Origin of the sequence: Methanohalobium evestigatum Z-7303 (assembly GCF_000196655.1) — an archaeon.
Lineage (GTDB): Archaea > Halobacteriota > Methanosarcinia > Methanosarcinales > Methanosarcinaceae > Methanohalobium > Methanohalobium evestigatum.
Window position 1 is genome coordinate 1538022 of the sequence record NC_014253.1, and the last position, 15452, is coordinate 1553473.

12 protein-coding genes and 1 pseudogene are annotated in these 15452 nt (G+C 36.6%); 6 read left to right on the plus strand and 7 right to left on the minus strand.

Annotation, left to right across the window (positions count from 1 at the left end; translation table 11 throughout):
* Position 1: 1 nt before the first annotated feature.
* The gene (pyk, locus tag METEV_RS07650) at positions 2-1435 is read right to left on the minus strand and encodes a pyruvate kinase (protein ID WP_013194950.1); all 1434 of its coding nucleotides are present in this window, start codon (positions 1433-1435) and stop codon (positions 2-4) included.
* A 286-nt stretch (positions 1436-1721) separates the two neighbouring features.
* Between pyk and METEV_RS07655 the strand changes: the two genes are divergently transcribed.
* Complete coding sequence (locus METEV_RS07655) at positions 1722-4277, plus strand: ATP-binding protein (RefSeq protein WP_013194951.1); 2556 nt, start codon at positions 1722-1724, stop codon at positions 4275-4277.
* 90 nt (positions 4278-4367) lie between these two features.
* On the plus strand, positions 4368-4838 hold the full coding sequence (msrA, locus tag METEV_RS07660; protein ID WP_013194952.1) for a peptide-methionine (S)-S-oxide reductase MsrA: 471 nt from the start codon (positions 4368-4370) through the stop codon (positions 4836-4838).
* A 5-nt stretch (positions 4839-4843) separates the two neighbouring features.
* On the opposite strand, the gene METEV_RS12720 is transcribed toward msrA, so the two are convergent.
* The 4 genes and pseudogenes from METEV_RS12720 to recQ all read right to left on the minus strand — a co-directional run bounded on the left by METEV_RS12720 (position 4844) and on the right by recQ (position 10238).
* On the minus strand, positions 4844-5545 hold the full coding sequence (locus METEV_RS12720; protein ID WP_013194953.1) for a diphthine--ammonia ligase: 702 nt from the start codon (positions 5543-5545) through the stop codon (positions 4844-4846).
* The gene (locus METEV_RS07665) at positions 5532-7022 is read right to left on the minus strand and encodes an asparagine synthetase B family protein (RefSeq protein WP_013194954.1); all 1491 of its coding nucleotides are present in this window, start codon (positions 7020-7022) and stop codon (positions 5532-5534) included. The genes METEV_RS12720 and METEV_RS07665 overlap by 14 nt, the downstream gene beginning before the upstream one ends.
* 92 nt (positions 7023-7114) lie before the next feature.
* Positions 7115-8346: pseudogene (locus METEV_RS07670) on the minus strand (RNA-guided endonuclease InsQ/TnpB family protein).
* Between the two features lie 101 nt (positions 8347-8447).
* Entirely contained in the window at positions 8448-10238 is a 1791-nt protein-coding gene (recQ, locus tag METEV_RS07675) for a DNA helicase RecQ (RefSeq protein WP_013194955.1), read from the minus strand.
* Positions 10239-10440: 202 nt separating this feature from the next.
* Here recQ and guaA point away from each other — a divergent pair, with 202 nt between their 5' ends.
* Together guaA and METEV_RS07685 are read left to right on the plus strand one after the other, a co-directional pair.
* On the plus strand, positions 10441-11355 hold the full coding sequence (guaA, locus tag METEV_RS07680) for a glutamine-hydrolyzing GMP synthase (protein WP_013194956.1): 915 nt from the start codon (positions 10441-10443) through the stop codon (positions 11353-11355).
* 11 nt (positions 11356-11366) lie between these two features.
* Positions 11367-12425, plus strand: a complete 1059-nt coding sequence (locus tag METEV_RS07685; protein ID WP_013194957.1) for an archaeosine biosynthesis radical SAM protein RaSEA — start codon at positions 11367-11369, stop codon at positions 12423-12425.
* A gap of 33 nt (positions 12426-12458) precedes the next feature.
* On the opposite strand, the gene argB is transcribed toward METEV_RS07685, so the two are convergent.
* Positions 12459-13355: an acetylglutamate kinase gene (argB, locus tag METEV_RS07690; RefSeq protein WP_013194958.1), complete on the minus strand. Its 897-nt coding sequence runs from the start codon at positions 13353-13355 to the stop codon at positions 12459-12461.
* A 162-nt stretch (positions 13356-13517) separates the two neighbouring features.
* Positions 13518-13814: a non-histone chromosomal MC1 family protein gene (locus tag METEV_RS07695; protein ID WP_013194959.1), complete on the minus strand. Its 297-nt coding sequence runs from the start codon at positions 13812-13814 to the stop codon at positions 13518-13520.
* Between the two features lie 449 nt (positions 13815-14263).
* On the opposite strand from METEV_RS07695, the gene mptA reads away from it, so the two are divergent.
* Together mptA and METEV_RS12575 are read left to right on the plus strand one after the other, a co-directional pair.
* Positions 14264-15217, plus strand: a complete 954-nt coding sequence (gene mptA, locus METEV_RS07700) for a GTP cyclohydrolase MptA (RefSeq protein WP_013194960.1) — start codon at positions 14264-14266, stop codon at positions 15215-15217.
* 65 nt (positions 15218-15282) lie between these two features.
* The gene (locus tag METEV_RS12575; protein WP_013194961.1) at positions 15283-15435 is read left to right on the plus strand and encodes a hypothetical protein; all 153 of its coding nucleotides are present in this window, start codon (positions 15283-15285) and stop codon (positions 15433-15435) included.
* Positions 15436-15452: the final 17 nt, after the last annotated feature.

The following is a 15452-nucleotide window of genomic DNA, read 5'->3' on the forward strand; positions in this document are numbered from 1 at the left end:
ATTATGTTATGGAGATGATTTTCAACAGATTGGTACCACCGGGTTTTCCGGGAGACTGACCCTGTGTCAATACTATATAATCACCGTTTCTAACAAGCTCCCATTGTTTCAATTTTTCAACTACTATCGTTTCCCAGCTGTCAGTTTTGTTTCCTACATATATCGGATATACTCCATAGGAGAATGCAAGGTTTCTACCAGTATTAAGATAGCGGCTAAAAGCAAGTATCCATGTACCTGATTTAAACCGGGATATATGTCTTGAAGACTCGCCTGATACAGTTGGTGTCACTACATATTTTATAGGAAGTTTCTGGAGAGCATCATTGACCTGAAGAGATATCACATCATCCACATCCATTTTAATATTATCAAGGTTTCTGACGATTGTATCAGTTCTGTCTTTATTTTTACTTCGCCAGAATTCTATTTCTCTTGCTATTTTTGTCATCATAGATACGGTTTCTACAGGGTACTTTCCTGCTGCGGTTTCACCCGAAAGCATTACTGCATCTGTACCATCAAGTATGGCGTTGGCTACATCTGTTACTTCAGCCCTTGTCGGTCTGATGTTTTCGGTCATTGATTCAAGCATCTGGGTTGCAGTGATTACTGGTATACTCAAAAGATTGGCTTTATGTGTCAACTCTTTCTGAACGTTTGGAACGTTTTGTATTGGTATTTCTACTCCAAGGTCACCTCTGGCAATCATGAGACCGTCTGTAACATTAAGGATTTCATTGATGTTTTTAACTGCCTCTTCTCTTTCGATTTTTGATACGATAAAAACAGATTTGCCTTTAACTTTTGCATGGTTCCTTATCTTCTGGATGTCATCCGCCTTTTCTATAAAAGACACGCTGAATATATCCACTCCTTCATTCAACGCAAAATCAACAATATTAAGGTCTGTTTCTGTTACTGGTTCGAGGAACACTCTGGAACCCGGAAGATTCATACCCTTATTAGATGAGAGAGGCCCACCTACTACAACTGTACAATCCACACTTTTGTCGGATACTTCCAGACAGTTTAATTGTATAAAACCATCATTTAAATAAACAGGTCTCCCCGGTTTAACACTTTCAGAGAGTTTGCTATAATTAACAGGTATTACTGATTCGTCTCCTTCTATGTTTTCAGTAGTCAGTGTTACTTTATCATCCTTTTTAAGGTGTATAGGTTCATTTTTAAGCTTACCTATTCTAATTTTTGGACCCGGAAGGTCGGCCATGATAGAAACAACTACATCCAGTTCAGAAGACAACTTTCGTATTTTATGTATAACCTCCCTGTGACCTTCCAAATCACCGTGGGAAAAATTGAGCCGGGCAACATTCATACCATAAAGAATCAAATCCTTAAGCATTGCTTCAGAGGATGATGCAGGTCCTATGGTACAGACGATTTTTGTTTTGTGGTCTGGTAGCAGCATATTAGTTCTGGGTTTTATTGATACAATTATAATTGGATACTTTGTTCATAAAAATCATGGTGTAGACGGTTTAAAATTGTAACGGTGTTTTGGTTACGGATGATGCAAATATTTATATGGGTTTAAACTACTTATAAAAACATAACTTTTATATTTTTTAAAAAATTAAATTGTTATATTGATCACCAAAGAGTTTAATACACCATTATAATTTATACAGGTAATTACATGGGAGAGTCAATTCATTAGATGGAAAAACATACCTCTAAAACCTAAACTGATACTATTGATTTTTCTCGGTGTTTTTCTGGTTCTGGCATCATCTTCTGCAGTAATTATCTCAACTGTAACCGAACAGCAGGAAGATTTGGCATATAAACAATCAAGCCGGATGGCTCAATCATATGCCAATGAAATCGATGCTGATATGCGCAGTTATATGACAATCGCTAAAACGTTATCCAAGACGATGGAAAACTATGAGTCAAGCAACAGAACTGAAGTAAACCAGATGCTTAAAGACACCCTCATCAATAATCCAAAACTGGTGGGTACTTATGTAGCGTTTGAACCCAATGCTTTTGACAACAATGATTCATATTATGCCAACAAAACCGGTCATGACTCCACTGGAAGGTTTATCCCCTATTGGAACAAGTTACATGGAAACGTCACCCTCGACCCTCTGCAAGATTATGACACATTAAACTATTATCAACTACCAAAAATTACCAAATCAGAGGTTGTTACTGAACCATATATGTATCAGGGGAAAATGATTGTAAGTTTTGTTTCCCCTATAATAGAAGATGGTGAATTTATAGGAATCGCAGGTACAGATGCCACTATCAAATATATAGAGAAAATGCTTGGTAAAGTGGAAGTTTTCGACTCCGGATACGCATTTATGGTCAGCAGATCCGGTACAATAATGACACATCCAGATAAAAAAGAGTGGACTGGCAAAAAAAACATAGGCGTGATTGACTCACCGCGATTTTCAAAAATGAAAAACGATATTCAAAACGGTACACCCGGTCATATCGAAACTTTAGACCCATCAACAGGTAATAAAGTAGTTATGTTTTATGAGCCGATAAAAACCGGAAATTTTGCTGTTGTGCTCACTGTTCCAAAGAATGAAATGCTGGCTGGTGTATTTGCTCTGGGAGACAGGCTGATAATCATATCAATTATATCTATTATTTTTATGAGCGGTATCGCCTATCTGATTGCAAGGTCTGTATCTTCACCTATAGACAAAATCGTTGACGATTTCAAGAATATAACAGAAGATGTCATTAACGGTAAACTCGATACAAGAGCAGAGACAGACATACAAATCGATTTTAGACCGATACCTGAAGGACTTAACAAGATAATGCGTACCGTTTCATCACCTGTACAAGAAACAGTGAATGTAACAAAACAGCTTTCAAACGGAAATTTAGGTGCCCGCTACAATCTGGATGTTAAAGGTGACTTCAAGCAATTTAGTGATTCCCTGAATATGTTTGCTGAATCGCTTGAAAACATTATCGATGATTCAAATACTGTACTTACTGCTATACAGAATGAGGATTTTACACGCAGAGTACGGGTTTATGGAAACGGAGACTTCAAAACATTAACCTGTGGTATTGAAAATACACGTCAATCATTATATGAAATAACCAGCAAATACAAAAAAGTTAGTGAAGATTTAAGAGAATATACAAAGGAATTAAAAAAATCTAACCAGCTAAGGAACGAATTGGCGAAAATTATTGAATCGAGTCCTGTTATTGCGTTTTTGTGGAACAAAGATGACAGTTGTTCAGTAAATTATGTATCAAACAATGTTGACCAGTTTGGCTATGATCCAGATGATTTCTTATCCGGGTCATTGAATTATGCTGATATTATACATCCGGATGATCTGGAAAATGTAAAGGAAAAAACAGTAGAAACAATTACAAATTGTTTAGAAGAATTCAACCACGAATATAGGATATTAACAAAAAACGGTGAAGTTAGATGGGTGGATGAGAGAACATCATCTGATTTTGATGAAAACGGTAATGTTACATATTTACGCGGTATCGTGATTGATGTTACCGATAAGAAACAGGCAGAACATGCTCTGATTGAAGCCAAAATGATTGCTGAATCCGCAAACCGCACCAAAAACGAATTCCTTGCTAACGTAAGCCATGAACTAAGAACCCCGCTGAACTCCATTATCGGTTTTTCAGAATTGATGCTTACTGAAAGAAGAGGTGAATTGAATGAATACCAGAAACACTACCTCAACAATGTCAAAAACAGTGGATACCATCTTCTCAGTCTAATAAACAAGATACTGGACATCTCTAAAATAGAAGCAGGAAAAATGGACTATAACCCTCAGAATTTACCCATCATTGATTTGGTCAATGATGTAAGCAATACAATGCATCCGCAAGCATTGAACAAAAACATAGAACTGGAAACTATTACCGATAAATATCTGGGTAATATTTACGCGGATGAAAATAAATTAAAAGAAGCACTCTATAACCTTGTAACCAACGCCATAAAATTTACACCTGAAAGAGGAAAAGTTACACTGCAGGTGAATAAATTGGATGGAAATATTCGGTTTGCTGTCAAGGATACTGGAATTGGAATTCCTGAAGACAAACAATCGGATTTGTTCAAACCGTTTACACAAATAGATACATCGGCAAGCCGTGAATATGGGGGTGCAGGTCTGGGGCTTGCTCTGGTGAAAAAATTTGTTGAAATGCACAATGGCAGGATATGGATTGAAAGTGAAGTTAACAAAGGAACTGCTATTTATTTCACCATACCGGTAAAATAAATCTGGATAAACAGCCCATAAGTGTAATATTATCCAAGACCATATTTATTGTTAAAACGGATTAATGAAAAATTGAATTGGAGACTAAATATGGAAAAAGCAACATTTGCAGCTGGTTGTTTCTGGGGAGTGGAAGCCGCATTTCGACAAATCGAAGGATTGTTGTCCACAAGAGTTGGTTATACAGGTGGAACATGGGAAAACCCTACCTATAAAGATGTATGTACAGGTAAAACTGGTCATGCTGAAGCAGTTGAGGTTACCTTTGAGCCTTCAATCGTATCCTATGAAAAATTGCTGGATGTTTTCTGGAAAATCCATGACCCAACTACACTCAACCGTCAGGGACCGGATATTGGAACACAATATAGGTCTGCTATTTTCTACCACAATGAAGAGCAGAAAAAGAAAGCTATTGAATCCAGAGACAAATTACAACAATCCGGAAAGTACAAAAAAGATATAGTTACCGATATTGTGCCTGCATCTGAATTTTACGAAGCTGAAGAATACCATCAAAGATACTTCGAGAAACATGGATATTCAGCATGCAGGATTTAAATTTTTTATTTTTCCACATGTTCGGCATCCTTTATTATAAGATGAGCTGTATATTCATCTCTTTCCACGATTTCATAATCCTTTATCTCTATCCTTTTGTTGTACATCGGAGAATCAATTACAAAACTTTCAAATTCACCACCTTCTCCTGCAACATTCAGACCCACCTTTTCATTTAAACGAACAAGTTTATCGATTTGTTTATCTGTGATTATTTTACCGAGCCAGTCTTTATTTAAACCATAGGCTGCCACGCTACTGAATATAAATTCAAAACCAAGCTCCAACAATTTTCTCATTTCAGCTTCCTGATCGATATGCCAGAGAGGGCTAAACACTTCAAGTCCAAGTTCATTACATATCCTTTCGATACGGTCTTTTTGATAACTGGAATAGAGTGCTCCTGTGACCACCCCGTCAATTAAGTATCTCTCCTGAGCCTTTTTAATGGCTCGCTTCATATCCTCTATCTCTACCTCTTCCTCACCTTCGCTTATCTCTTCTATAAGTGCTATATCCATAGCTTCGGACTGCATACGGGAAAAATCAATATTTGGCGTATGGAACATGTATGAGTCCTGATTATTGCTCTTTACAGTAATTAGACATTCAATGGAATGACCCTCTTGCTGCATGAGATAGGTGGCATAGTTACTGTCTTTACCCGAGCTGTACAAAACACCAAGTTTTAATTTAGGATTTTTCATGGAACTGCTCCAGATATTGTGTTTTTGTTTTAAAACCTGATTTTTTGGCAAGTTTTGTTATTGCTTTATCAAAACGACTCCCGTATTGTGCAGCTTTTTTATTTCGATGTACAAAATCATCATGAAGACCGAGTTTTTTGCCCACATTTCTTAAAGTCAGTTTATTCTGACCTTGTTTATTATCGATTTTACAATGTGCCGGTATTTTTAAACCATAATCAACAAGGTTGCTGTCAAGATAGGGTACTCTTAATTCTATGTTATTGTTCATGGACACTACATCGTCTCTATAGGTGTTTTTCTGGTAAATGTTTAAAATGTCCTGATAGCACTCATAGTTTACATCTTCTGAATGCCAGTGTCGGTTATAACCTGCAAGTAGTTCATCAGCACCCGAACCGGAAAACATTACTCTGATACCATCTTCTCTTGCAGCCACACAGGCAGCGTACATGGTTAAAGCAACTCCAACTTTTGGGACACTGGTATCTTCAATCAGTGAAACAACTGTTTTAAGATAATCTTCAACTTCCCGATATGTTATCTGTTTTATTTTGAGCTCCAGTCCAAGCTCATCAGCCACTTTTTTTGCATAGGACACATCAGGTGAATAACCAGAATCATTTCCTTTAAAACCAGCCACATAACAGGTAAAATCGATACCCGGTTGTTTGCCCAATTTTTTACAGATATAGGCTATAATTGTGGAATCTATACCACCGGAAAACAATATACCAAACGGTTCATCAGGAAAACGGATGGATACTGCATCTTCCAGAATGTTACCAAATTCTTTCTGGATTGTATGCAGCTGTTTTTTATGCTCTGGTTTTGTATCGAAAAAATTTCTGGTATAGAAATGAGAAATATTATTTGCTATATCATAACAGATGGATTCTCTCGGATTGAGTTCATAAACATTCTGATATCCGGTTTTCATCAGGGCTTTTTTTTCTGAAGCAAATGCGAAACCACTTGAGTTGCTGTACCAGAGGGGTTTAACTCCTATTATATCCCGGAATACATATACATAACCACCAAGCATATAGGCAAAAGAATAAACTCCGATTATTTTATTCAGTGCCTTCTCTATATTATCCTTTATCCTTACCGGGTTGGAACTATCAGTTTTAGAGATTTGATATTCGATGAATTTTATTAAAAAATCGGAATCGTTTTCTGCATCCAGATTATAGGTATTGGACAACATTTTCCAGTTGTATATTTCACAATTTGCAACCATTTTACCGGTGTAAGCAATGGGTTGTGGAACATATTTGACAAGTGAATGAAGATTATGACCCAGGATATTGTTATCTTGTAACAACTCAAGGGTATTTATATCATATGAATGCGTCACCCAATCCAAACCACATGCACCCGACCCGTCTCTACCCCTGTTTTTAAGTTCCGAGAGAGCCTTATAAGTGTTTGAAAACGCGTTTTGAGTATTGAAAAATCCTGTAATCGCACACATTGTTTTAAAACACAATAAAATTGTAATTATAAAACCGAATTGGTTATAGTGAACTACCGCTGAGCTAAAGACTCAGCGGCTTCGGAAGAAGTTTACCTTGAAAGCCTTATTATTCCCGGGGAGTTCACGTCCCCACTATCGGTTATCCCTGCAAGGGAATCACCGATTACCTTTCTTAAGATATTCAGTGCACCGTTGATATCGGCGTTAATCAGTCTACCTGTAGATGACTGGAAGATTCCTCTCTTATGTCTCTTACGAGATATTTATTATGTTTCCTGATAGGTTCTAAAGCCAGTGCATCGACTTTACTGGTATAAGCTTCATCTACTTCTTGATACTTTAGACCATGGTATTCACATTTTGAAGCTAATTTCTGTTTGAACCTAGCAAATGGTATTGTCTGGAAGTTCTGATTATTCTGCTTTCCGATATTCTGCTCCTGTTTTATCTCTTTCATCTCTCCAATCACAATATTGCCGATTCTATTTTCCAGACAATGTTTTACTATATGATTAACGCACTGGTTCATGAAATCATTTATCTTCCAGAACCTTTTATTAGAGAATCTATCCATTTTGATTCCATCATCTACATTCTGTTTGTCGTAGACCGACTGCAACCTGCTCTTCTCCTTGTTCCACCAGCGGTTATAAGATTTGATAACCCTGCCGTCTAATATGAAGGCAGTCCCGCTGGTCGTCACGCAGGTTGCAAAGTTGTCTACTCCAAGATCTATCGATTGATGGCTGTTATAATCTAGATCAGCCATCTCTCCGTCTTCATGATAGATAAATTCTATCTCGAACCATCTACCTTTGTATTTCGGTACGATCCTGACCTGATTGATGTATTGACCTATTATATTGTCAGGTATCTTGAAATACAAGAATCTGGTTCCATATGTTCTACCATATTCAGGACCCAATGATAGTCTGATTTTATCGTCGATAACCTTCAGTTGATCTTTCTTGAATGTACAGATGAAGTTTCCGTCTTTATCCAGATACTTTGGAAGTGAAACTGGTTTTTCATATTCTCCTTTTATTTTCTTATCCAGAAGTTTGAAGAACGATTTCATACTGCCATCTACAGTTTCCACAGTATTCTGGGCTACCTGAGATGGCATTAATCTGTAATTTTCGTTCTCTTTGACCGTATGATAAGCGGTATTCTTATTAAGGTATTTGCCATAGTTGAAGAAGTACTGTCTAATCGTATACAATGTAAAATTGTACAGGTTCTTGGACAGTTTGGTCAACCTCTTCAAGGTCTCATACGTCTGTTTATCAGTACGGAGATGGTTCTTCTGGGTTAAATACATTCATCATACAATCATTTAGCAAAATACTTATCTTTTTTTGACTATTTATCATACCACGATGCTAAAGACATCGTGGTTTTCTTCATCTTTATAAAAAACATTCATGAATCAGCATAACTGGATTGACAGTGGTCGATGATTTCTGACAGAAACATATCTCCATACTTTTCCAGTTTATACTCACCTACACCAGATATTTTTAAAAATTCATCATAGGTTTTCGGGCAAATGGATGCCATCTGTCTTAAACTGGTGTCAGCAAAAATAATGTATGGTGCTTTGTTTTCACTATCAGCCAATTTTTTCCTGAGCCTTCTCAATTTTTCAAAAAGCTGGTTATCAGTTTCATTTGCAGAATTATCCTGTTTACTGGTAGATGGATACTCCGATAATTTTGTAAGCTGAACATTTTCCTGACCCGATAATATATTCTGGCTTTTCTGATTCAATTTTAATACTGGATATTTTCCTTTTACCTCAAGATAACCCTTATGCAACAACTCCTTACCTATATCAAGCCATTGGTTTTTTTTATAATTATAACCTGCCCCATAACTTTCAAGCAAATCATGCTGTTTATCGGTTATTTTTTTGGTTTTGGAACCAGTCAATACATCAACCACATGATTGAGTCCGTATTTTTGGTTTAGTTCATCCACACAACTGAGGAATGTTTTTGCTGTTGCTGTTCCATCTGTCATCTCTTTTGGTTCAAGACATACATCACATTTACCACAATTTTGCACATCAAAATCTTCGCCAAAATAATTCAGCAATAATTTCCTGCGGCAGACATTGCTCTCACAATAATCTATCATCATATTCAATTTAGATAATGCTATATCCCGCTCTGATTTTCTGGATTTTTGATTTATGAAGTATTCTATTTTGTACCTGTCCCCGTAACTGAAAAAAAGGATGCAGTCACAATCCAGACCGTCTCTTCCGCCTCTACCTGTCTGTTGATAGTAATTTTCCAGATTTTTCGGAAGGTCGTAATGAATCACAAAACGAACATTGGGTTTGTTTATGCCCATACCAAAAGCAATAGTAGCCACAATAATCTGTACATCATCCCTAATAAAGCTCTCCTGGTTTTCTTCACGGATTTTTGCAGGCAAACCTGCATGATAGGGTAAAACACGGAAACCTTCCTTTTTAAGTTTATTATAAAGGTCTTCTACCGCGCGACGGCTCTGACAGTAGATAATACCATTATATTTTCTGTGGGTTTTCAGGTATCTAACCATCTGTTTATAGGCATCCTTTTTGTGTCTGACCTCATAATAGAGGTTATCACGGTTAAAACTTGATATGTATCTTCTACAATCTTCAAGTTCAAGCAATGATATGACATCATTCTGCACTCTGGGTGTAGCGGTTGCAGTAAGTGCGATTAATGGTATATCAGGAAATTTTTTTTTCAGCATGTTCAACCGAAGGTATTCAGGTCTGAAATCCTGTCCCCATTCAGAAATACAATGAGCCTCATCAATAGCAAACAGGTTGATATTTACAGATTCAAGAAAATCGAGAGTTTTTGACATAGTCAAACGTTCAGGTGTGATATATAAAACGTCTATTCTATTGTACAAAAGGTCATTACATATCTGATTCGATTCCTGATATCCAAGCGTACTGTTAAGACATGCAGCAGATATGCCGTTAGACCTCAACTCATCCACCTGGTCTTTCATAAGCGATATAAGCGGTGATACCACTATTGTTACTCCTTCCATAAGGAGTGCAGGTAATTGATAGCATAATGATTTGCCTCCACCAGTGGGCATTACTACGAAAGTGTCTTTTTTATCCAAAATATCAGTTATAATATCCTTCTGATGAGAGCGGAATTCTTCATAGCCAAAGTATTTATGCAAAATTTTGTACATAGGTATATCTTAATCCTGCTTTAATGGATAATTTGATTTTTATAGTGTAGATGTTACATTAATATATAATTTTCATCCAATTAATGTTAAACTAAATTATAGTAATGGTCACATCCAGATAATGATTTATAAATCTTGAGTTTTATGAACCTATTAAGAAAAAACTGGTTGATTATAATAACACCTCATGGAGCTTGTTCTTATGGTAAAAGTTGACAAATTCATTCAGAAAAGTACAGAAAAGATTAAAGAACAAATCGACGGGAAGGCAATCATTGCTCTCTCGGGTGGTGTAGACAGCTCGGTATGCACAGTGCTTGCACATAATGCAATAGGGGACAATCTGGTACCCATATACATCGAAACCGGTCTGATGAGAAAAGGAGAAACCGAGAGGATTAAAGAAACATTTGCCGATATGAATCTCAGGGTAGTTAACATGAAAAACCGGTTTCTGAATGCTCTGGAAGGTGTTGAAGATCCTGAAGAAAAACGAAGAGCAGTGGGTGAAACCTTCATAAGAGTGTTTGAAGAGATAGCAAAAGAAGAACAGGCTGAATATCTTATACAGGGGACTATCTATCCGGACAGGATTGAATCTGATGGCGGTATTAAATCCCACCACAATGTAGGGGGATTACCCGATGTTGTTGATTTTAAAGATATTGTAGAGCCCATATCTGACCTGTATAAGGATGAAGTTAGAGAGGTAGCCAAAGCACTGGATTTACCAGAGGAACTCTCCGAACGTATGCCGTTCCCAGGACCCGGACTTGCAGTAAGAATTATTGATGAGGTAACAGAAGAAAAACTGGAAGTAGTTCGTGAGGCAAATGCCATTGTAGAAGAGGAACTTGTTGAAAAATATCATCCATGGCAGACATTTGCTGCACTTCTTGGAAAAGGTACCGGTGTAAAAGGAGATGTAAGAGTACATGGATGGATTATTGCCGTTCGTGCTGTTAGTTCCAGAGATGGTATGACTGCTGAAGCGATGCAACTGCCCTGGGACGTCCTTAACAGAATCGAATCCAGAATTAACAGCGAAATCAAATCAGTTTCCAGAGTTGTGTATGATTTAACACCCAAACCACCTGCAACTATTGAATTTGAATAAAGGTTAATACTATGCCATTAAACCAGATAATATCAGAAATTAGAAACAGACAACGTATAAAACCATCTGCACCTGATGTACCTACTGCTGTCTGGACAGGTTATGACAACCACAAAGGTAAGAGAATCGATACTCTTACTATTATTTTCAAAACATCCGGATGCTGGTGGGGTAATCAGGGTGGATGTTCCATGTGTGGATATGTATATGACAGTTCACAGAACCCTCCAAGTTACGAAGACCTCAAATCCCAGCTTCAAAAAGCTATGGAAAAAGCATCCAGCCTTGAAGAGTTTATGGTAAAAATCTATACATCCGGAAGTTTTCTGGATGAAAATGAAGTTTCTACAGACGTTTTAAAATATATACTGCAGGCATTGAATCAAGATAAAAGGGTACTCAAGGTTGTTGCAGAAACTCGCCCTGAATTTGTAACTGATGACACAATTGTAAAATGCAGAAATATGCTAAAAGATACAGAATTTGAGATTGCTATAGGACTGGAAACCAGTTCCGACATTATTCGCAGGGATTCTATAAATAAGGGTTTTAAGTTTTCAGATTTTATTAAAGCCGCACAAATAGCCGAAGAAAATGATGTTACCACCAAAGCCTACCTGCTTCTTAAACCCCCTTTTATAACTGAAGGTACAGCAATAGATGATATGGAACAATCTATTGATGATATAGTACCTTATGCAAACAATATTTCAATAAACCTGTGTAACGTTCAAAAGGGTACATTTGTTGAATGGATGTGGCAAAAAGGTCAATACAGACCTCCCTGGCTCTATAGCATTGTGGATGTTCTTAAAAAATCAAAACAAAAACATCCTGAAACTATTATTACCTCTGACCCAGTTGGTGCCGGTTCCAAACGCGGTCCTCATAACTGTTACAAATGTGACCAGGATATTGCCAATGCCGTCCGCAGATTTTCCATAACCCAGAACATTAATGACCTGGATTTTAAAGGACAAACATGTGGATGTTTCCAATTATGGAAAAAAGTAGTAAAACTGGATGAATATACATACGGTGCTTTTATTGTAGACAGGATGATGCAATAATATCAGACAAACAGGGCTTACCTGTTTCTATTTTTACTTATTATTTTCCGCTTCATAAACCATTGTTCCTATGCCAGTATCTGTAAACAGTTCAAGTAACAATGAATGAGATACACTGCCGTTTATAATATGCACTCTATCAACTCCGCTTATAACAGCAGATGCTGCACTTCTAACTTTTGGAATCATACCACTTGAGATTACATCTTCCTCTATTAACTGTTCCACTTCCTCTACTGCTATCTGGGATATGCGCGTTGAAGGGTCGTCTTTATCCCTCAAAACACCTGTTACATCCGTAAGAAGTATCAATTTTTCAGCATTCAAAGATACTGCAATATCACTTGCCACAACATCGGCATTTATATTTAAGGTGTTTCCTTTTGTATCCATTGCAATCGGTGATATTACCGGTATGTAGCTCTTATTAGTTAATATGTGGATAAGTTCTGGATTGATAATTTCAGTATCTCCGACCCATCCGAGGTCTACATCATGTTCCATCTCTTTGATTCTTACCTTTTGAGGGGGTTTCTTCCTTGCCAGTATCATTTTACCGTCTTTACCGGATAACCCTACTGCATGTCCCCCATGATGCCCTATCAGAGACACTATCTTGGTATTGATATTTCCGACAAGAACCATTCTGGCTATTTCCAGTGTTTCATCATCAGTAATCCGGATGCCACCGATAAATTCTGATTTTTTACCCATGCGTTCCATTTTTTCTGTTATTTCAGGCCCGCCGCCGTGAACTATTACTGGATGAATTCCTACAAAACGAAGAAGTACAATATCCCTGATGATATCGTTCATTATTTCAGAATCTACCATGGCATGCCCGCCAAGTTTTATTACCATGATAGAATTGTAGAATTTTTGAATATACGGCAGGGCTTCTATCAACACATTTTCCCTTTTAAGTTCCATATATAAATCCAGATGAGTTTAAATTTTTAAACTTTTGCGTTAAATATAACCAGATTAGTATCTAAAGCAAAAAAAAGAATTATAAAAAATAGTTTATATTTGACGGGATAAAAAAAGTTTTACCCATAGCCAATGGGTAACTATAAATAAAAACATTAAGTTTTAGGCTTTTTCTAATTTTTCGATTCCCTGTTTTTTCACAAATGGTTTGTTTATCTTGTCAGGCATCCATTCTGGTTTGTTCTTTGGTGCATCTACTTTATCTTTCCAGCCCTTGAATACATGTACTTTGTTTGTTCCACGTTCTCTGAGTCTGATTGTGTCAGGTTTGGATTTTGTTCCTTTACCTCTGTTTGCTACTTTTAATGCTGCCTGTCTTGGTTGTTTACCGGTAAATACACCGTGTTCTTTTCCGTTTTTATCTCTAACTACAAAGTTTCTTGTTTCATTTTCTGCCATAATGTCACCTCGCTCCGTCGCCTTAATGGCGCTGTTATAACCTTTGCATATAAATTATATATATTTTTCTTCTAAAGTTGGCTTTTGATTATGATTTGTTCGATTTATTTGCATTAAACACTGATAACTAAGAAAATTAATTTATTTGTATTCTACTAAATTTTGGCATCTGAAATGTAAAATTATAAAAACCTTTCCCAAATTGATTTAAGAGTACTTGAAAATTAGAATAAGTTAACAGTGAAAAAATATACATTAAATAAAAACATTTACCGATAACTTAATACAGTATTATACAAATGGTAAATTATACATAAATAGGTTCAAACCGTTGAAAACTTAACCATGTCGAGATTCGATTATTATCGAAAACTTAATATTAAATACAAATAATTGAACCGTAAATTAATACTCTATTCTGATTAACATTTAATTTTGAGGTTAATATAATGGAACTTCCTATTGTACAATTACCAGATGTTCAGGCAGGCAAACCCAAAGTCCCGATAAATCTCACACGCGTTGGTGTTACTGATGTCAAAAAACTTGTAGAGATTAAAAGAAAGGATAAACGCCCTATCGTCCTTGTTTCAACATTTGATATCTTTGTAGACCTACCATCCAGTCTTAAAGGGGCTAACCTTTCACGCAATTTTGAAGCAATCGATGAAGTGCTTGAAAAAGTAATCAATATGCCTGTATACGAAATAGAACAGCTTTGTGGAGATGTGTCAAAAAACCTGCTTGACCGCCATGAATATGCAAGGCGTGCAGAAGTAAGAATGAAAAGTGAATATGTAATAAAAAGACAATCACCTGCAACAGAATTAGAATGCCAAGAAGTAGTGGATATTTTTGCTGAATCTACTGCATTCAGGTCAGAGTCCAATGAAATCAATGTTAAAAAACTTATCGGAGCAGAAGTTGTGGGATTAACAGCATGCCCATGTGCACAGGAGATTATGAGAGACGAAGCCCATAATGAACTTGAATCACTGGGTGTGGACGAGAAAACTATTGCAAAATTCCTGCATGAAGTTCCTATGGCTACCCATAACCAGCGGGGACGTGGAATTATCTCTATAGAAGTAGAAGATGAAGAAGATGCATCACTTGAAGATGTCATAGAAATAATTGAAAACTCCATGAGTTCAAGTGTATATGAACTTTTAAAACGGGCAGATGAAGCAGAAATTGTTAAAAACGCTCACAAAAGACCAAAATTTGTTGAGGATTGTGTTCGTACAATGGCTAAAAACGTAGTTCATAAGTTTGGCTACCTTCCCGACAATTCTGTAGTCACAATAAAACAGATAAACGAGGAAAGTATCCACAGGCATAATGCATTTGCTGAAAGAATTGCAACACTTGGAGAGTTAAAATCCGAAATTAGTCAGGGTTAAATTCCAGGCGGAAAACTTTTGAATTATAAACAGAAGATATATACAGTGTTAACGGGGTGAACAATATGTGTACCTGCGGCGAATCCTATGATGTAGATGCAGATGAAGACCTTCCCACAAAAGATTATATATGCAATGAGTGTGAGAACAAATTCAAAGGGCTGGGAAAAAACGTTAAATGTCCCTCCTGCAAATCCAAAAATGTAACAGAAAAATAAACATTTAATTTTTTAAA

What these genes read in the sequence shown, in the direction of transcription:
- guaA (WP_013194956.1), top strand. Translation starts at nt 10,441, where the DNA reads ATGGTAAAAGTTGACAAATTCATTCAGAAAAGTACAGAAAAGATTAAA.
- METEV_RS12720 (WP_013194953.1), bottom strand. Translation starts at nt 5,545, where the DNA reads ATGAAAAATCCTAAATTAAAACTTGGTGTTTTGTACAGCTCGGGTAAA.
- METEV_RS07665 (WP_013194954.1), bottom strand. Translation starts at nt 7,022, where the DNA reads ATGTGTGCGATTACAGGATTTTTCAATACTCAAAACGCGTTTTCAAAC.
- argB (WP_013194958.1), bottom strand. Translation starts at nt 13,355, where the DNA reads ATGGAACTTAAAAGGGAAAATGTGTTGATAGAAGCCCTGCCGTATATT.
- METEV_RS12575 (WP_013194961.1), top strand. Translation starts at nt 15,283, where the DNA reads ATGTGTACCTGCGGCGAATCCTATGATGTAGATGCAGATGAAGACCTT.
- METEV_RS07685 (WP_013194957.1), top strand. Translation starts at nt 11,367, where the DNA reads ATGCCATTAAACCAGATAATATCAGAAATTAGAAACAGACAACGTATA.
- msrA (WP_013194952.1), top strand. Translation starts at nt 4,368, where the DNA reads ATGGAAAAAGCAACATTTGCAGCTGGTTGTTTCTGGGGAGTGGAAGCC.
- mptA (WP_013194960.1), top strand. Translation starts at nt 14,264, where the DNA reads ATGGAACTTCCTATTGTACAATTACCAGATGTTCAGGCAGGCAAACCC.
- METEV_RS07695 (WP_013194959.1), bottom strand. Translation starts at nt 13,814, where the DNA reads ATGGCAGAAAATGAAACAAGAAACTTTGTAGTTAGAGATAAAAACGGA.
- recQ (WP_013194955.1), bottom strand. Translation starts at nt 10,238, where the DNA reads ATGTACAAAATTTTGCATAAATACTTTGGCTATGAAGAATTCCGCTCT.
- pyk (WP_013194950.1), bottom strand. Translation starts at nt 1,435, where the DNA reads ATGCTGCTACCAGACCACAAAACAAAAATCGTCTGTACCATAGGACCT.